The 16,807-nt window shown below is 60.5% G+C and carries 16 protein-coding genes and 1 tRNA gene; 13 read left to right on the forward strand and 4 right to left on the reverse strand.

Translation table 11 applies throughout. From position 1 onward, the window contains the following. Nucleotides 1-363 precede the first annotated feature (363 nt). A complete protein-coding gene (locus tag ACR0KW_RS17940) occupies nucleotides 364-2,031 on the forward strand; it encodes an adenylate/guanylate cyclase domain-containing protein (protein WP_480806234.1) in 1,668 nt (555 codons plus the stop codon). A 223-nt stretch (nucleotides 2,032-2,254) separates the two neighbouring features. Here the strand turns inward: ACR0KW_RS17940 and ACR0KW_RS17945 are convergent. The 4 genes from ACR0KW_RS17945 to ACR0KW_RS17960 all read right to left on the reverse strand — a co-directional run bounded on the left by ACR0KW_RS17945 (nucleotide 2,255) and on the right by ACR0KW_RS17960 (nucleotide 5,951). Continuing rightward, nucleotides 2,255-2,331 (reverse strand) — tRNA-Arg (locus ACR0KW_RS17945). 64 nt (nucleotides 2,332-2,395) lie between these two features. Continuing rightward, the gene (locus ACR0KW_RS17950) at nucleotides 2,396-3,781 is read right to left on the reverse strand and encodes an ATP-binding protein (RefSeq protein ID WP_480806298.1); all 1,386 of its coding nucleotides are present in this window, start codon (nucleotides 3,779-3,781) and stop codon (nucleotides 2,396-2,398) included. Between the two features lie 15 nt (nucleotides 3,782-3,796). Next, nucleotides 3,797-5,215: a dihydrolipoyl dehydrogenase family protein gene (locus ACR0KW_RS17955; protein ID WP_480806235.1), complete on the reverse strand. Its 1,419-nt coding sequence runs from the start codon at nucleotides 5,213-5,215 to the stop codon at nucleotides 3,797-3,799. Between the two features lie 4 nt (nucleotides 5,216-5,219). Next, nucleotides 5,220-5,951, reverse strand: a complete 732-nt coding sequence (locus ACR0KW_RS17960; protein ID WP_480806236.1) for a TVP38/TMEM64 family protein — start codon at nucleotides 5,949-5,951, stop codon at nucleotides 5,220-5,222. A gap of 297 nt (nucleotides 5,952-6,248) precedes the next feature. Between ACR0KW_RS17960 and rpmH the strand changes: the two genes are divergently transcribed. The 12 genes from rpmH (at nucleotide 6,249) to ACR0KW_RS18020 (ending at nucleotide 16,773) form a co-directional block, all read left to right on the forward strand. Then, nucleotides 6,249-6,383, forward strand: a complete 135-nt coding sequence (gene rpmH / locus ACR0KW_RS17965) for a 50S ribosomal protein L34 (RefSeq protein ID WP_005980833.1) — start codon at nucleotides 6,249-6,251, stop codon at nucleotides 6,381-6,383. A gap of 25 nt (nucleotides 6,384-6,408) precedes the next feature. Further along, nucleotides 6,409-6,834 carry a ribonuclease P protein component gene (rnpA, locus tag ACR0KW_RS17970; protein WP_480806237.1) on the forward strand — a complete coding sequence of 142 codons (426 nt, stop codon included), beginning with the start codon at nucleotides 6,409-6,411 and terminating at the stop codon, nucleotides 6,832-6,834. Beyond that, a complete protein-coding gene (gene yidD, locus ACR0KW_RS17975; protein WP_480806238.1) occupies nucleotides 6,831-7,073 on the forward strand; it encodes a membrane protein insertion efficiency factor YidD in 243 nt (80 codons plus the stop codon). The genes rnpA and yidD overlap by 4 nt, the downstream gene beginning before the upstream one ends. A 67-nt stretch (nucleotides 7,074-7,140) precedes the next feature. Further along, nucleotides 7,141-8,757: an acyl-CoA dehydrogenase family protein gene (locus tag ACR0KW_RS17980; protein WP_480806239.1), complete on the forward strand. Its 1,617-nt coding sequence runs from the start codon at nucleotides 7,141-7,143 to the stop codon at nucleotides 8,755-8,757. 44 nt (nucleotides 8,758-8,801) lie between these two features. After that, nucleotides 8,802-9,695 (forward strand): tRNA 2-thiocytidine(32) synthetase TtcA, encoded by an 894-nt coding sequence (gene ttcA / locus ACR0KW_RS17985; protein ID WP_480806240.1) that lies wholly within the window; start codon nucleotides 8,802-8,804, stop codon nucleotides 9,693-9,695. Nucleotides 9,696-9,767: 72 nt separating this feature from the next. Continuing rightward, a complete protein-coding gene (locus ACR0KW_RS17990) occupies nucleotides 9,768-11,312 on the forward strand; it encodes a putative bifunctional diguanylate cyclase/phosphodiesterase (protein ID WP_480806241.1) in 1,545 nt (514 codons plus the stop codon). A gap of 123 nt (nucleotides 11,313-11,435) precedes the next feature. Beyond that, entirely contained in the window at nucleotides 11,436-13,265 is a 1,830-nt protein-coding gene (gene yidC / locus ACR0KW_RS17995) for a membrane protein insertase YidC (protein WP_480806242.1), read from the forward strand. Further along, nucleotides 13,262-13,999, forward strand: coding sequence for an MOSC domain-containing protein (locus ACR0KW_RS18000; RefSeq protein WP_480806243.1), 738 nt, complete (start codon nucleotides 13,262-13,264; stop codon nucleotides 13,997-13,999). Before yidC ends, ACR0KW_RS18000 begins: the two co-directional genes overlap by 4 nt. Then, nucleotides 13,996-14,649 (forward strand): ribosome biogenesis GTP-binding protein YihA/YsxC, encoded by a 654-nt coding sequence (gene yihA / locus ACR0KW_RS18005; protein WP_170328749.1) that lies wholly within the window; start codon nucleotides 13,996-13,998, stop codon nucleotides 14,647-14,649. Before ACR0KW_RS18000 ends, yihA begins: the two co-directional genes overlap by 4 nt. Before the next feature lie 60 nt (nucleotides 14,650-14,709). Further along, nucleotides 14,710-15,573 carry an acetylglutamate kinase gene (gene argB / locus ACR0KW_RS18010; protein WP_170328750.1) on the forward strand — a complete coding sequence of 288 codons (864 nt, stop codon included), beginning with the start codon at nucleotides 14,710-14,712 and terminating at the stop codon, nucleotides 15,571-15,573. Between the two features lie 19 nt (nucleotides 15,574-15,592). Continuing rightward, nucleotides 15,593-16,279 (forward strand): ferredoxin, encoded by a 687-nt coding sequence (locus tag ACR0KW_RS18015; RefSeq protein WP_480806244.1) that lies wholly within the window; start codon nucleotides 15,593-15,595, stop codon nucleotides 16,277-16,279. After that, the gene (locus ACR0KW_RS18020) at nucleotides 16,276-16,773 is read left to right on the forward strand and encodes a SixA phosphatase family protein (protein WP_480806245.1); all 498 of its coding nucleotides are present in this window, start codon (nucleotides 16,276-16,278) and stop codon (nucleotides 16,771-16,773) included. The genes ACR0KW_RS18015 and ACR0KW_RS18020 overlap by 4 nt, the downstream gene beginning before the upstream one ends. Nucleotides 16,774-16,807: the final 34 nt, after the last annotated feature.

Below are 16,807 nucleotides of genomic sequence, written 5' to 3' on the forward strand. Positions count from 1 at the left end.
TTTCGGCTTGGTGCGCCATCTGATGTTGAGCGTTCGCCCTGTCCTGGTCGCACTATGACGGTTGGGTCAGGTTCGTGTGACGTTCATCAGGTGTGGAATGCCGCTGATTCCTGACTCTCGATGCGAAAATTCCTGAATCTTATCAGCGAGTGGCGTCACGCATTTTCGGCCTAAACAGCAAGCATTTCTGGCCCAGGATCTGGCTGAACCGTGTGAATAGGGGGCAGCTATGCGGACAAACCGGTTGCCCGCAACAACGGATGAACAAGCGGTCGGGATTTCCGCGCTTGATCGCAAACTACCGGCATTACTGGCCATGCCGCCGGTCCATCCCTAGTATGAACTTACTAAGGAGTTGGGCCCGTGGAAAGATGCCTCGCCATTATCATGGTCGCCGATCTTGTCGGCTATACCCGCCTGATGAGCGAGGACGAAGATTCTGCACTTTCCGCCATTCGTGCACTCCGCGAGGACTATTTGGAACCCCGTGTCGCAGCGCATCAGGGAGAAGTTTTGAAACGGATGGGCGATGGGTGGATTCTCGCGTTCGCGGATAGCCGAACGGGCATAGCCTGTGCGCTGGAAACCCAGAAAGCGTTGGTTGACAATCCTGAAATCAAACTTCGCATTGGCGCCCATATTGGAGAGATCATCGCTGACGAAGCAGACATTTACGGTGCTGGCATCAATCTTGCTGAGCGCTTGCAGAATGAGGCCCCACCAGGAGGAGTCATGATATCGGAAGACTTGTATCGCCAACTCTCTGGCGCACAGGCTAGCGCCTTCGACGACGCAGGGACCTTCCGCCTAAAGAACATCCCGCACCCGGTAGTTGCTTGGCAGTGGCGCACGCTCGGCGAAACGATGACCTCACGCGAAGTCCCGACTATTTTGATCGAACCTTTCGAATCCGCTCCCGACAACACCGAAACCCAAGCGACGGTGGCGGATATTCGCGACGAACTGATCCTCCGCCTTTCGCATCGTACTGGTGTCCGTGTGGTGGAGGGGCAAGCCGCCAGCGTCAGACGCGCAACTTATACTCTCCGTGGGCGGCTACGCATGTTTGGCGACAAAGGGCAACTTCGATTGATGCTATCGGTAATTGAGGATGGTCGAGCACTTTTTGCTCAGACATACAAAGGTGATGCTCATGATATCTTTGCGTTCAGTGAAGATATTGCCGGCCGCGCGGACGCAGACTTACGCGTCCAAATCAACGCTTTCGACGCTGACCGGCTGGCGCAGATTTCCGATGACAGACTAAGCATCTCAGAATTGCGGGCCCGCGCGGCAAAGTCGATCTACAGCGGAACGATGATTGGGCTGGATCGCGCAATAGAACTTCTGGAAAGAGCGCTCAGTCTGGATCCCTCTGACCCAATGTCTTTGGCAATGAGGGCCAACACCGTCGTCTTACGGACCTCGATACTAAGCGAAGCAATGCCGCCTGACAGGGCCCGGGCTTTCGCCGCCGATCTCGATACCGCAATCGAAGCCATGCCAAACAGCGATTTCATCTTCTATGCCCGCGCCGCCTTGCACGCTCTGATATTTCGCGATCCGGATGCCGCACTGCGCGACGGTCAGCGGGCTTTGGAACTTAACCCTTCTTACGCGCTTGGGCATCTTGCGATAGGTTGGAGTCATTGTCTCGCCGGAAGGTTTAATGAAGCCGTAGAGACTTTCCGAACTCTCGTGCGACTCAGCGAGGCAGATCCCTATTTGCAGATGCGACTGTTCTCCCTAGCCATCGTGGAAACCTGTGCGGGGCACCATAACGAGGCTCTGGCATCAATAGATCGGGCGTTGCTCATCTCGCCAAAGCAAGCCACCTATCACCGAATCCGGTCGCATATCCTCCAAAGACTTGGCAAAGAAAAGGCGGCCAAATGCGCGGAGAAAACCGCTGCCAACTTGCCCGATTCTCCCTCCTTCATCTCCAGACCGCCGCCGCTTCCAGAGGAGCAGACCAAAGCTCTACTTTCCAAAAAAACCAACAATAGCCACGGCAGTTCCGGGCGCAGGTGAGGGCTTCAAGCCAAGGTGAGCGAGTACCTATCTGTAGGGTCCGTTTCGGGCTCATAGCCGACATTTTCTGCAGCGCGTCATCGTGCGGATCTGCAGCTTGTTGCCAATTTCATTGCAAAAGTAGTTTTCGGCTTGGTGCGCCATCTGATGTTGAGCGTTCGCCCTGTCCTGGTCGCACTATGACGGTTGGGTCAGGTTCGTGTGACGTTCATCAGGAAACCAGTGGCGGACCGAGGAGGATTCGAACCCCCGACCCCTTGATTCGTAGTCAAGTACTCTATCCAGCTGAGCTATCGGTCCGCGTTGGTGAGGCGCTATGTAGACCTACGTTTGGGGACGTGCAAGCCGATTCTTCAAAAATATTTTAAAAAGTCACGCCGCCCCGCGGCAGGAGGATTTCAAAGGTCGTTCCCTCGGGTCCGGTCTCGGCCAGAACAAGGTCTCCGCCATGTCCGCGCACCAGTTCTTGCGAGATCGCAAGCCCAAGCCCCGAGCCGCCCTTGCGCACCCCACCCTGAAACGGCGTGAACAGGTTTTCGCGCGCTTTGGGCGGAAGGCCGGGGCCGTTATCCCTTATTTCAATGCACCAGTCATCTTCATGTTCGCACCCGGCGATCGTGATCCTGCCCGGCTTGCCCGACGCCACCAGCGCCTGTCGCGCGTTGCGAACGAGGTTCATCATGACGCGGAACATCTGCTCGGGGTCCGCGCGGGCGATCAAGTCCTCGGGCACTTCGTTGATGATTTCGACGCATGCATCGGCAACAGCCAGCCTTTCGCTGGCCACAACGTCTTCGGCTACGTCGCGCAGAGGCACCATTGTCAGGGTCGGTGCGGGCTCTTCCGCGCGGCCAAAGGCCAACGTGCTTTCGCACAAGGACACCGCCCGGGTGATGGAGTTCACCAGCTTTGGCGCCATGCGCCGTACCAGAGGGTCATCGCTGCCCTCGATCCGGTCGGTGAACAGCTGTGCCGAGGTCAGGATGTTGCGCAGATCGTGGCTGACCTTGGCCACCGCCCCGCCGAGCTGGGCCAGTCGTTCGCGCTGTTTCAGCGCCTGCGTCAGTTCGGTCTGCAGCTTTTGCAAGGCCTCTTCCGCCTCGCGCAGCTCGGTCACCTTTGAATTAGGAGAGATGATTCCCCGCGCGTCCTCAGGGGCGCCCGCATAGCGTTGCATGTACCCCACAACGCCCTTGATGGGCTTCACCAGAACAACCCGCACGGCAAGAAACAGGAAGAAGGCGGTGATGATCGAGATCACAAAAGACAGGCCCAGAATGCGCAGACCATAGTCGGTCATGGCCATACGCAGGGGTTCGCTGTCCGTAGTAACTTCGATCAGCAGCCCAGCCCCCTTGACCGGCTCACCGATTACGCGAATGACCTCGTTTTCCGGCGTGAACAGGCGCGCCACGGCATCCCGGATCAATATCCAAGGCCCCGCATCGCGCAGATCGTAGGTTTTGGTGATCGGCTCGGGAATCGGGGAAGATAGCATCAACTGCCGCACCTCGTCCCGCCGCAGCACCACGTTATAGACCCCGGCATTGGCCAGCAGCTCGGCCTCCAGATCTTCGGCAAGCATGTCATCGGCCAGCAACGCCAGCGAGGCAATCTGGGCGCGCTCAAGCCGGTTAAGCAGGAAGTCTTCGCGAAATCGTGCAATCGATGGGACAAAGATCAGAACTTCGGCCAACATCACGAAGACCGTCGTCAGGATCAGAAATCGGCCCGACAGCGAGTTCACTATGCGCTCCCTTCCCGGTCAGGGCATCCAGCGCTGGACGAATCTGACCACTCGTTTAACCGTTTGATTCTCAAACAGCCTTGGCGAGAAATAGGCACCCGCCACCCGTTTGTTAAGCTCTCCGATCGTCGGATAGGGCGAAACCATCGCGGCGATCTGCCCCATCTTCAGGTTATTAGCGAGTGCCAGCGACCACAAGTTGATCAATTCGCCCGCCTGATGACCCACGATTGTAGCGCCCACGGGTCGGCCTTTTACGACAATGACCTTAATGAAGCCTTTCGTCTTGCGCTCAGTTATCGCGCGATCGTTGCGGTGGTAGTCAAAGCGCGCGATCTCGACCTTGTCGCCATGTTGCGCGCGCGCCTGCGCCTCGGTCAGGCCGACCTGCGCCAATTCGGGGTCGGTATAGGTGGCCCATGGGATGTGGGCTGTCTTTGCCTTTGATGGCAGGCCAAATAGGGCAGAACGAATGATGATTCCGGCATGATAACCCGCCACATGGGTAAACTGCATCCCGCCGGCCACGTCACCGATGGCATAGACCTTTCGGTTTGTGGTGCGTAGTGAGTCGTCCACTTTGATCCCGGTGCGGGTCGGCTCGATCCCCGCGGCCTTTAGGTTCAGGCGTTCGGTATTGGCCTTGCGTCCGGCAGCCAGCAACAGGTGCGAGCCGATGTAAATGTCACCGTTCTCGGTCACGACCTCGACCAGGCCCTTGTTGTTGCGAATCTGGGCAACCATGGCCTGTTCGTGGATCGCCACGCCTTCGGCACGCAGCGTATCCAGCACGATTTCTGCCGCTTCGGAGTCATCCTTGCCCAGCGCCTGCAAGCCCTCGATCAACGTCACCTCGCAGCCCAGGCGGATATGGGCCTGCGCCATCTCCATGCCGATGGGGCCACCGCCGATGATCAGCAGATGTTCGGGCTTGTCGCGCAGGTCAAAAATGGTTTCGTTGGTATAGTACGGCACCTGATCCAGCCCGGGGATCGGCGGCACCAGAGGCGACGACCCGGTCGCAATCACCACCCGCCGCGCGGTGATCAGATGATCACCTGCCTGCACCTGTGTCGGAGAGACAAAGCTGCCGTATTCGCGGATCACCTTGACCCCGAAGCCCTCAAACCGGTCTTGACTGTCCATAGGCTCGATCTGAGCGATCACGTCATGCACATGATCCTTTGCGGCGGCATAATCCACTTGCGGCACCACATCGGCCACGCCCAGTGCGGCGGAATGGGCGTGCCCATAGGCCGCCTTACCGCTTGCGATCAGCGCCTTGGAGGGCACACAGCCGAAATTCAGGCAATCGCCGCCCATCTTGTGGCCTTCCAGCAGGATGACATCCGCCCCCATCTGGCTGGCCCCGGCGGCCACGGACAGGCCGCCCGACCCGGCCCCGATCACCAGGATATCGGTTTTCAACTCTTGCATGAGATCAGCTGTCCTTTCGGCCACGCAGGGCTTTGATGACTATCGGCAGAGCCGCCAACACACACAAGCCGATGATCGGGCCGATGACGAAGGGCTCCCACAGCAACGAGACGTCAGGCGTTTCGCCCCGATCAAACACGCCACCCAACCCGACGCCGATCCAGGTATAGACAATGCCGCCCGGAATGATGCCCAGCGCTGTGGTGATCAGAAAGTTGCGGAATTTCACGCCGACCAGAGCAGGCACCAGATTGGCGACAAAGAACGGCACGACAGGCACAAGGCGCAACAGGAACAGCACCGAGATTTCATTTTCGCGCAACCCGTCCTTGAGCTTTTTGATGGTGCCTTCCGAGGATTCCAATCGCGCGGTCAGGGATTCGCCCAACCCCCAACGCGCCGCCAGAAAGATGGCCGAAGCGCCGATGGTGGCGGCAAAGACGTTAAAGACCGTGCCTGCGAACAAACCGAACAGGAACCCTCCGGTCATCGAGGCCACGGCAGCACCCGGCAGCGAAAAGGCGACGATGACGATGTATATCGCAACAAAAGCCGCCGCCATGGACCAGTAATTGGCATCCCGCCACGCCAGAAGGGCCTCGCGGTTGTCGCGCAGCGTCTCGAAGGTCAGGTAATCGCCCAGCGTAAAGAACCCCACCGCAGCCACGGCGAGAATCACCAGCAAGGGGATATGGCGCGCAAGCCCATTGCGCGGCGCCTGAGTTGTATCGCTCATGAGGCTATCCGGTTTCGTACGTTTCATTCTGCCCCCAACATGCGCCGCCAAAGGGCTGCACAACAGGGACTTCACGCGGCCTTGATGTTTTCCGCAGGGAATGTGAGGGTTTGGGGTGTCAAAACCGCGATTTTGAAACCTTTTGCCTGCTGCGGTTACAGAATTGTTGCAAAAGGGGATAAAACCCCCACCTAGGGGTTTGACTTACCCCCCGCTTCCCAGTAGAGGACGGGCTTCGAACACTAGGGCCAGGCGAATCCGCGCCGCACCCCACCGCTATTGATTGGAGACGGAGCGATGAAACGCACCTATCAGCCTTCGAACCTGGTTCGCAAACGCCGCCACGGTTTCCGCGCGCGCATGGCCACCAAGGCCGGCCGCAAGATCCTGAACGCACGCCGCGCACGTGGCCGCAAATCGCTGAGCGCGTAAACCGCTCACCGATCAGGTTATGAACATGACGCCGCCGGAGGCCCCTGAGGATGGTAAGAACCACCCCGGGGATATGCCCCCGGCGGCGTCCGTTTGCGCGTCTGAAACTATGGCCGTGCTCAAGAAACGGTCGGATTTCCTGAAAGCCGCGCGCGCGCGCCGGCAGGGCACGTCATCGATGATGGTCCAGGCCCGCAAACGCGCCCCGGACGAAGCGCCGGGGATTCGCGTTGGTTTCACCTGCTCCAAGAAGGTCGGCAACGCTGTGGCCCGCAACCGCGCCAAGCGACGCTTGCGCGAGGCCGCCCGCACAGTGCTGCCCGTTCAGGGGCAGGACGGGTGGGACTACGTCCTGATCGGCCGTGCCGAAGTAACCGCCGCACGCCCGTTCGAGGCGCTGCTGGATGACCTGCGCTATGCCCTGCGCAAAGTACACGGGCCGCGGAAGTGACGCTGTTGGCGCATATCCTTGCCCTGCCCGTCCGGGCCTATCGGCTGGTGTTCAGCCCCTGGGTCGGGTTCAATTGCCGCTATCAACCCACATGCTCGGCCTATGCGCTGGAGGCGCTGGAAAAACACGGCGCCATCAAAGGCGCCTGGCTGGCAGCCCGACGGATCGGGCGCTGCCACCCGTGGGGCGGCGACGGGTACGATCCGGTGCCCGAATGCAAATGCGACGATTCCGCGTGACCCCCAGTCAGACTTGACCCATCACATTCTGCGCTGAACACTTGGATCCACACAGCCCGAGGTCCAGATGGCATCCGACGCGCGCCAAACGCTGCCCACGCATGAGGTCATGAACCAACCGCCCGCGCGCGGGGATTGCGACCTTTGGACATCGGATCCGGTTCTGCGCACCGCTGTTGGCTTCGCCGAAGGGCGATCCGCGCCTCTGGCGGCATATGGCGCGAAACTGGGACGCGCTGAAACCCGCGAGTTGGGGCGAGAAGCGAACCGGCACCCGCCGGATCTGAAGTTGTTCGACTCGGGCGGTCGACGCTTGGACGAGGTTCGCTTTCACCCCGCCTACCATCAGATGATGCAGATCAGCCAATCTGCCGGATACGCTGCCCTGCCATGGGACAGGCAGTCGGGCGGCCATGTAACCCATGCCGCGATGCTCTATATGGCCAGTCAGATCGAACCCGGCCATTGCTGCCCGTTGACCATGACCTACGCCGCCTATCCGGTCCTGACTGCCAATGCAGACATCGCCGCCGTCTGGCAACCAAAGCTAACAGCACGCATATACGATCCGGCGACAAGGCCGGTCGCCGAGAAAACCAGCGCCACCTTAGGCATGGCGATGACCGAGAAACAGGGCGGCTCGGATCTGCGCGCCAACACCACCACGGCCACGCTAGACGGCGACCACTGGCGGTTGCGCGGGCATAAATGGTTCTGCTCGGCCCCGATGTCGGATGGCTTTCTGACGCTGACGCAGGCTCCGGGCGGGCTGACCTGTTTCCTTGTCCCCCGCTGGTTGGAGGGTGAGCGCAACGCCATCCACCTGATGCGGCTGAAGGACAAGCTGGGTAACAGGTCCAACGCCTCGGCCGAGATCGAATACCACGACGCGCTGGCCTTTCAGCTGAGCGACGAAGGTGAAGGCGTGCACACGATCATCGAAATGGTGCACCACACGCGGCTGGACACAGCCATGGCCCCCGCTGGCCTGATGCGCGCAGCTTTGGCAGAAGCACACCACTGGGTCACCCATCGCAGCGCCTTTCAGCGCCGGTTGATCGACCAGCCGCTGATGCGTGCGGTTGTGGCCGACTTGGTATTGGACTGGGAAGGCGCCCTGACATTGGGCATGCGCGTGGCACAGGCGTTCGACGGGCAAACCGCCGAGGACAAGGCCTTTGCCCGGATCAGTGTCGCCCTGGCCAAATTCCTGAACAACAAACGCTGCCCCGTGGTTGTGGCCGAAGCGATGGAGGTGTTGGGCGGCATGGGCTATGTCGAGGACACCCCTCTGCCCCTGCTCTACCGCGAGGCCCCGCTGAACGGCATCTGGGAGGGGTCAGGCAACGTCATCTGCCTGGATATCCTGCGCACCCTTGCCCGTGAGCCGCTGGCCGCGGACGTGCTGCAGGCAGAACTGGCTGCCGCAACGGGCGTAGATCGCGCCTTTGACGCGGCCCTAAAGGAGCATCGCGACCGCTGGCCCAACCTGCCACCCGAGGCCGAGGCGCGCTGGTTTGCCGAACGCACGGCGCTGCTGCTCACAGCCTCGCAGCTGTTGCGCCATGCCCCCGGCGCGGTTGCCGATGGGTTCATCGCAACGCGTCTTTCGGGCGACAGTGGGCGCATCCCCGGGTCGGTGGCCGGGCTGGACACGGATGCCCTGCTAGCCCGCCTCGGCTGACCCGTCCCCTTGCCCGGTTGCGTCAACTGCTGTAGGGGCTGCGCATGTTTGACGAAGCTGACGATATCCACCCGCTCTTTGCTGGCGCGCCCTCGACCACCGAGTTCAAGAAGCTGCGCAAACGCATCGTGCGTCAGACCCGCGAGGCCATTGAGCAGTACGGGATGGTGGACCCATCCGCCCATGACAAGGACGGCAAGCCGCCCCGCTGGCTGGTCTGCCTGTCCGGCGGCAAGGACAGCTATACCCTGCTGGCGGTGCTTTATGAGCTGAAATGGCGCGGGCTTCTGCCTGTCGACCTGCTGGCTTGCAATCTGGATCAGGGTCAGCCCGGCTTTCCCGCCACCGTCCTGCCCGAGTTTCTGGAGCGGATGGGCGTGCCCCATCGCATCGAATATCAGGACACCTATTCCGTCGTGATGGACAAGGTTCCGCAGGGCCGCACCTATTGCGCCCTGTGTTCGCGCCTGCGCCGGGGCAACCTGTACCGGATCGCGCGCGAGGAAGGCTGCAGCGCCGTGATTCTGGGCCATCACCGGGACGATATCCTCGAGACGTTCTTCATGAACCTGTTCCACGGCGGTCGCCTGGCGACAATGCCTCCAAAATTGGTGAACGAAGAAGGCGATCTGTTCGTCTTTCGCCCGCTGGCACATGTGGCCGAGGCCGATTGCGAGAAATTCGCTCACGCGATGAATTATCCCATCATCCCCTGCGACCTGTGCGGCAGTCAGGACGGGCTGCAGCGCCAGCAGGTGAAACAGATTCTGGACCAGTGGGAAAAGAACAGCCCCGGTCGGCGTCAGGTGATGTTCCGGGCCCTGACCAACGCGCGGCCCTCGCACCTGCTGGACCCGAAATTGTTCGATTTCCAGGGACTCGCGCTAAACCCCGGCAAAAAAGACGAAAATTCGGATGAAATTCCACGGTTGCGTTAACGTCTGACTCAGATTGGTTTTCTACGGTTGCCCAATACGTGCTATGCCTAAACGTAGAGGCCCAGAAAACCGATGTGGAAACATATCTCAGTTGAACGCGTTCTCGATGCTCTTACTTCGGTTCTGAGCGGCCCTGCCGCTTTGGCCTTTGTCCCGGCGATCAGTCTTGCCGCATTCTGGATTGGCGGGGAGCGGGCGCTGGTGGTCGCCGCTTTTTGTCTGCCGCTGATATACTTAGGCGCCGCCACGTTTGACGCCCGGTCCGATCAGCAGCGCCAGCGACTCAACCCGCCCGGTGGCATAATGGCCATCGACGCCTTTGCCACGGAACTGGAGGGGATTTTCAAGGCATTCACGCCCGGCGGGGCGGATTCTGCCTGCATCCTCGCTGCACTGGATGACTACCCGGATTTTCTGGACCTTCACGGCAACGCCGCTGCCGATCATTTGGCCGAACAATTCGGCCGCCGTATCCTTTCGGTCGTCCGTACGCAGGACATCGTGACCCGGCTGGATCAGAATAAGATCGCAATCGGCCTGCAACCTTCACACCAGCTGGATCTTGAGGCCTGCATTCAGATGGCTGGACGTATTCAGTCCGTCGTGGAAGAACCTTTTACGCTCAACGGTACGAGCGTGTATGTGTCCTGCTCGATCGGGTTCAGCCAACTGTCCAGCGCGGCAGATGGCCGATACGAGGACTGGATCGATGCCGCCTCGGCCGCATTGAGCGAAGCGCAAAGGAACGGTCCATCGACCATTCGCGCCTTTTCCTGCGAAACACAGCGCCGTTCACGCATCCGGGCCAATCTGCGCAAAGAGTTCGAGGCAGCGCTGGACAATGGTGAAATCCGTCCTTGGTACCAACCTCAGATTTCGACCGATACCGGGCGTGTCACCGGGTTCGAGGCGCTGGCTCGCTGGGAGCATCCACAGAAGGGAGTGTTGAGCCCGCAGGTCTTCCTGCCCTTCGCCGAACAGGCCGAACTGATGGAGAGGCTTGGTCAGGCGATGCGGCACCATGCCTTTGCGGCCATGCGCGATTGGGATCGCGCCGGGATCGTGGTGCCACGGATCGGCGTGAACTTCTCCTCGGATGAGCTGCGCGACCCGGCCTTGATCGACCGGCTGAAATGGGAGCTGGACCAGAATGACCTGACACCCGACCGGCTGGCGGTCGAAATTCTGGAAACCGTTTTTTCGCGCCGGCCCGATGATGTGATCACCCGCAACGTGACCAGCATGTCCAAACTGGGATGCTGCATTGATCTGGATGACTTCGGCACCGGACATGCCTCGATTGCGTCGATCAAGCGCTTCAATGTCTCGCGGATCAAAATCGACCGGTCCTTTGTCGCCAAGGCGGATCGTGACGCTGGTCAGCAACAGCTGGTCAGCGCCATCCTGACCATGGCCGAACGCCTGAACGTCGAAACGCTGGCCGAAGGGGTCGAGACCCCCGGTGAACACGCCCTGATGGCGCAATTGGGATGCAACCATGTTCAGGGCTTCGGGATTGGCAAACCGATGCCGTTTGAAAAGACGCTGGACTGGGTCGCGGCACATCAGAACAAGGTCGACGGAATGCCGAAGATCGGGCGCAAGACCGGCCCGTAATCGCAAATTTACGCCACAGAAACGGAATCCGTGACGAATTGACAGGCGATTCCGCTTGACCTTTGGGCCTGCACTCTGTTGAACCCACCGGGTGTGTTTCACTGCTTAAGGTGGCTGTCCCCGATGGACGATCAGAACAAGAATCTCATCCTTGCAACCGCGCTCAGCTTTGTCGTGATCCTTGTTTGGTTCGTGCTGTTCCCTCCACCGGAACAAGTACCCACACCGGATCAGGCCGAGATTACCGCCATCGAGGGCGATGAGGTTCAAACCCCAAGCGCCGCGGGCACTAGCACCGTTGGTGAAGCGACAACCGCCGCTGAGGAAACTCTACCCGAAGAAAAGGCCCCGCGGGTCGAGATCGACACGCCTCGTCTGAAGGGTAGCCTGTCGCTGTCGGGTGGCCGCATCGACGAGCTGTTCCTGAAGGATTACAAGGTCTCGATCGAGGAAGGCGCGCCGATTGTTGAACTGCTGTCCCCGGTCGGTTCGGATTCAGCCTATTATGCCCTTTATGGCTGGGCTCCGGGTGCCGGAGTTGCTGGCGCCGATGTGCCCGGCCCGAACACGCTGTGGACGGTAGAACAGGGTGAGACGCTGGGTGTCGACACACCGATCACCCTGAAGTGGGACAATGGCAAGGGCCTGACCTTCCGCCGTACGGTCTCGGTTGACCAGGATTATATGTTCACGGTCAACCAATCCGTCGAAAACAACACCCAGGCCGCGGTTGGAATGGCCCCCTACGGCATTCTGGCCCGCCACGGCATTGGCGAAGATGGTGACCTGCCCGACCTGAAGAACTTCTTCATCCTGCACGAAGGCGTGATCGGCATGGCCGACGGCACGCTGGCCGAGATCGACTATGGCGACGTCCGCGATTTCGACATCGACCCGAATGAACGGGCGCAGGCCGAGGTCTATCAGGTCAAAGAAGACGGCTGGATCGGCTTTACCGACCACTATTGGATGACCACGCTGATCCCCGAACCGGGAACCGCGTTCAAGGCCGCCGCGAAATATGACTCGCGCCGCAAAATTTATCAGACCGAAACGGTTCTGCCGACCCTGACCGTCGCCCCCGGCGCAACGGAAGAGGTCACCACGCAGCTGTTCGCTGGTGCCAAGGAATGGGAAACCATCCGTGAGTACCAGAAGGAAGGTGTGCAGAAATTCATCGACAGCATCGACTGGGGCTGGTTCTTTTTCCTGACCAAGCCGATCTTCTGGCTGCTGCACAACATCAACGCCCTGATCGGCAATATGGGTTGGTCCATCATCGGCCTGACCCTGATCATCAAGGCAATCCTGTTCCCGCTGGCGTTCAAATCCTACGTCTCGATGGCGAAGATGAAGGAGCTGCAGCCGCAGATGGAGGCCCTGAAAGAGGCCGCTGGCGACGACCGCCAGAAGATGCAGCAGGGCATGATGGAGCTGTACAAGAAGGAAAAGGTGAACCCCGCTGCGGGCTGTCTGCCGATCCTGATGCAGATTCCGATCTTCTTCTCACTGTACAAGGTGATCTTCGTCACAATCGAACTGCGTCAGGCCGCGTGGTTCGGCCCGTTCCAGGACCTGAGCGCGCCGGACCCGACCTCGATCATGAACCTGTTTGGCCTGCTGCCCTTTGCCGGCCCACAGCCTGACAGCCTCATGGCACTGATCTTCATCGGAATCCTGCCGCTGCTGCTGGGTATCTCGATGTGGCTGCAGCAGAAATTGAACCCGGCACCAACCGATCCGACGCAGGCGATGATCTTTGCCTGGATGCCGTGGGTGTTCATGTTCATGCTTGGCAGCTTTGCCAGCGGGCTGGTGGTCTACTGGATCGCGAACAACACGATCACGTTCACCCAGCAGTACCTGATCATGCGTAGCCAAGGCTATACGCCGGACGTGTTCGGCAACATCAAATCCGGCTTCAAGCGCACACCGAAAACGGATGATAAATGACAGCTGAAGTAACCCAGCTTTGCCGGCACCCGATCAAAAGTCATGGTCGGGAAGCCGTCGAAACCGTAACCGTGATCCCCGGGCAAACCATGCCCGGGGATCGCGTTTGGGCGGTTGCGCATGAGGCGTCCAAGGCGGATGGCTCGGAATGGGTACCGTGCGCCAATTTCAGCCGGGGCGCGAAAGCGCCGCAACTGATGGCAATCTCGGCGCTGTACAACGGTGAGACCCTGACAATGTCCCACCCGGACCGTCCGGATCTGACCTTTGCCCCCGACAGGGAAGAGCAAGTGTTTCTGGACTGGGTCAAACCTCTGATGCCCGCAGACCGGGCCGCCTCGGCGCGGATCATCCGGGTGCCGGGGCGCGGCATGACCGACAGCGATTTCCCCTCGATCAGCCTGTGCAACATGGCGTCTCACCGCGCGGTTGGGCAAAAACTGGGGCAGGACCTGTCGATCCACCGCTGGCGCGGCAATATCTGGTTCGACGGAATGCCTCTGTGGGAAGAATTCGAGTGGCTGGGCCGCGAGGTTCAAATCGGCGAGGCCGTGTTCCGTGTTCGTGAACGCATCACACGCTGTCTGGCAACAACGGCCAACCCGGACACGGGCGTCCGCGATGCAGACACTTTGGGCGCGCTGGAAACCTGGGGGCACACGGATTTTGGTGTCTATGTCGAGGTTCTCAAAGGCGGCGCAATCTCGGTTGGCGATAAGGTAGAATTGCTATGAGCACCCTCCCCTTCCCTCTGGCTGAAGACCCCGATGAGTTCGCGCAGGAGCGTGGCCGCAAGCTGTTCGCAGGCGAGTCCGAATTCGTCAAAGGTGTGGTCGCCATGAACGGCCTGCCCGCGCCCGATCGGCTGGAGGTCTGCTTTGCCGGTCGCTCGAACGTGGGCAAGTCCAGCCTGATCAACGCACTGACCGGCACCAAGGGGCTGGCGCGCGCGTCAAACACGCCGGGCCGCACGCAAGAGATCAACTTTTTCACCCAGGGCCCCGAGCTCTATCTGGTCGACCTGCCCGGCTATGGCTATGCCAACGCTCCGGTGAAGGTGGTGGAAAAGTGGCAGCGGCTGCTGAAACAGTACCTGAGCGGGCGCCAGACCCTGCGCCGGGCCTTTGTGCTGATCGACTCGCGCCATGGGGTGAAACCGGTGGATGCCGAGATCATGAAGCTGCTGGACACCAGCGCCGTGACCTTTCAGTGCGTGATGACCAAGGCCGACAAGGTCAAAGCCAAGGATCGGGAAAAGGTACTGGAACAGGTACGTGGAGCGCTGTCGAAACACCCTGCGGCCTTTCCGGAAATCGTGCTGACCTCGTCCGAAAAGGGTGACGGTATCCCCACTCTGCGTTCGATCATCGCACATCTGGAATAGCTTGCCTCTTGGCAGCACCGCGCAAAGGCCCTAACACGGAACGTCAAAGGGACCTAAGCCATGAAGACAAGAGATATGAACCGGGATTGGATCGCCACCGCCGCCACTTTGAACAGCGCCTTGCCCTATCTGCAGCGCTACGACGGCGCGATTGTCGTTATCAAACTGGGCGGTCACGCCATGGGCAGCGACGAGGCGATGGAGAGCTTTGCCCGCGACGTCGTGCTGATGCGTCAGGTCGGTGTGAACCCGGTGATCGTGCATGGCGGCGGTCCTATGATCAACGCAATGCTGGATCAGCTGAATATCCAGTCCGAATTCGTTAACGGCAAGCGGGTGACCGACAAAGCCACCGTTGAGGTGGTTGAGATGGTCTTGTCCGGCCTTGTGAACAAGCGCATCGTACAGGCGATCAATGGTCAGGGCGGTACGGCCGTGGGCCTGTCGGGCAAGGATGCAAACCTGATGGTCTGTGATCAGGCCGATCCGGCGCTGGGATTTGTCGGTTCTCCGTCCAAAATGGACCCGAAAATTCTGCACGACCTGTTCGCGCATGATGTGATCCCTGTGATTGCCCCTCTGGGCGCAGGCAAGAACGGTGAGACGTTCAACATCAATGGGGATACGGCGGCGGGCGCCATCGCATCCGCGCTCAAGGCAGACCGGCTGCTGCTGTTGACCGATGTCTCGGGCGTCAAGAACGCCGCCGGAGAAGTCGTGACCGAGCTTAAAGCCGGTCAGATCCGCGAAATGACGATGGAAGGCACAATCGCGGGCGGTATGATACCCAAGACAGAAACGGCACTGGACGCGCTGCACAGCGGTGTGCGGGCGGTTGTCATTCTGGACGGTCGCGCGCCCAATGCGGTTCTGCTGGAACTGTTTACCGAGCACGGCGCCGGGTCACTGATCCGCCCCGATTGACGTAACCAGCGGAGGAGAGATGAACGGCCCCCCCCCACCCTCCTCTTACGCGGCAGCAATCAGCTACGGTTGGGTGATGCGGGCTGCGTACCAAGCGGGCCTGATCGTCATGGGTGCGACACATCCAAGACGAAGCGGTGCCAAGGGGCTGGATGGGGGAACCCTGGTTCTTTTAGGCGCGGGTTCGGCCTTCTGGCCTGTCTTGAAGGCGTCCCCGGAATGGTCGGGGCCCAACCCGGTGGACCGCTGGTCCAGCCGCGTCATTGGACAGATGGCGCAGGATTTGGGCGCGCAGGCACATTTTCCGTTTGGCGGACCACCCTATGCGCCCTTTATCGACTGGGCGCTGAAATCCGGGCGCACTTTCAGCAGCCCGGTTGGCGCTTTGGTACATGACACCGTAGGTATGATGATCTCCTACCGCGGGGCGCTGCATTTCGCACGGGAATTCGACATCCCCGAAGGCAGCGGCACGTCGCCCTGCACGGATTGCCCCGCCCCATGTGCAACCTCCTGCCCGGTCGATGCACTGAACACCCGGGACTTTTATGACGTGCCCGCCTGTCACGCACATCTATCCACCCCCGAGGGGCAGACCTGCATGACCGGTGGCTGCCTTGCGCGGCTGTCCTGCCCGCTCAGCGCGGGCGCAGGGCGCGACCCGGAGCAATCCGCCCACCATATGAGAGCGTTTCACCCGTCATGACCCGCACCCTGATCCTGACCCGCCACGCGAAATCCAGTTGGGGCAGCCCGGCTCTTACTGATCACGACCGTCCCCTGAACAAGCGCGGGCGCAAATCGGCCTCGGTGATCGCTGGCTGGCTCCGCGAAAACGGCTGGCTACCGGATGAGGTGCTGAGCTCGACCTCGACCCGCACGCGCGAGACCTGGGATCGGATGGGCCTGCAAGCAGACAAGGTCTGCTTTCACCGCACGCTCTATCATGCGGCCCCCGAGGACATGCTGATCGAGCTGTCAGGCGCCACCGAACCCACGGTGCTGATGCTGGGCCACAACCCCGGCATTGCCGCCTTTGCCAGCCGTATCGTCCGGCAAGCCCCTGACCATGCGCGGTTCCACGATTACCCGACCTGCGCCACGACCGTGATCCGGTTCGACATCGATGATTGGGCCCATGTTCAGTGGCACAGCGGCAGCGTGCAGGGATTTGTCATTCCGCGCGAATTGCTGGAATGAAAAAAGGCGGGGCAAAACCCCGCCTTTTCTTTCG

It is taken from the genome of Ruegeria sp. CG11, assembly GCF_056537245.1.

Coding starts and splice junctions, on each gene's coding strand:
- ACR0KW_RS17960 (WP_480806236.1), bottom strand. CDS start 5,951: ATGAGCGATACAACTCAGGCGCCGCGCAATGGGCTTGCGCGCCATATC.
- rnpA (WP_480806237.1), top strand. CDS start 6,409: ATGACGCCGCCGGAGGCCCCTGAGGATGGTAAGAACCACCCCGGGGAT.
- ACR0KW_RS17980 (WP_480806239.1), top strand. CDS start 7,141: ATGGCATCCGACGCGCGCCAAACGCTGCCCACGCATGAGGTCATGAAC.
- yidC (WP_480806242.1), top strand. CDS start 11,436: ATGGACGATCAGAACAAGAATCTCATCCTTGCAACCGCGCTCAGCTTT.
- ACR0KW_RS18000 (WP_480806243.1), top strand. CDS start 13,262: ATGACAGCTGAAGTAACCCAGCTTTGCCGGCACCCGATCAAAAGTCAT.
- rpmH (WP_005980833.1), top strand. CDS start 6,249: ATGAAACGCACCTATCAGCCTTCGAACCTGGTTCGCAAACGCCGCCAC.
- ACR0KW_RS18020 (WP_480806245.1), top strand. CDS start 16,276: ATGACCCGCACCCTGATCCTGACCCGCCACGCGAAATCCAGTTGGGGC.
- ACR0KW_RS17990 (WP_480806241.1), top strand. CDS start 9,768: ATGTGGAAACATATCTCAGTTGAACGCGTTCTCGATGCTCTTACTTCG.
- ttcA (WP_480806240.1), top strand. CDS start 8,802: ATGTTTGACGAAGCTGACGATATCCACCCGCTCTTTGCTGGCGCGCCC.
- ACR0KW_RS17955 (WP_480806235.1), bottom strand. CDS start 5,215: ATGCAAGAGTTGAAAACCGATATCCTGGTGATCGGGGCCGGGTCGGGC.
- yihA (WP_170328749.1), top strand. CDS start 13,996: ATGAGCACCCTCCCCTTCCCTCTGGCTGAAGACCCCGATGAGTTCGCG.
- argB (WP_170328750.1), top strand. CDS start 14,710: ATGAAGACAAGAGATATGAACCGGGATTGGATCGCCACCGCCGCCACT.
- ACR0KW_RS18015 (WP_480806244.1), top strand. CDS start 15,593: ATGAACGGCCCCCCCCCACCCTCCTCTTACGCGGCAGCAATCAGCTAC.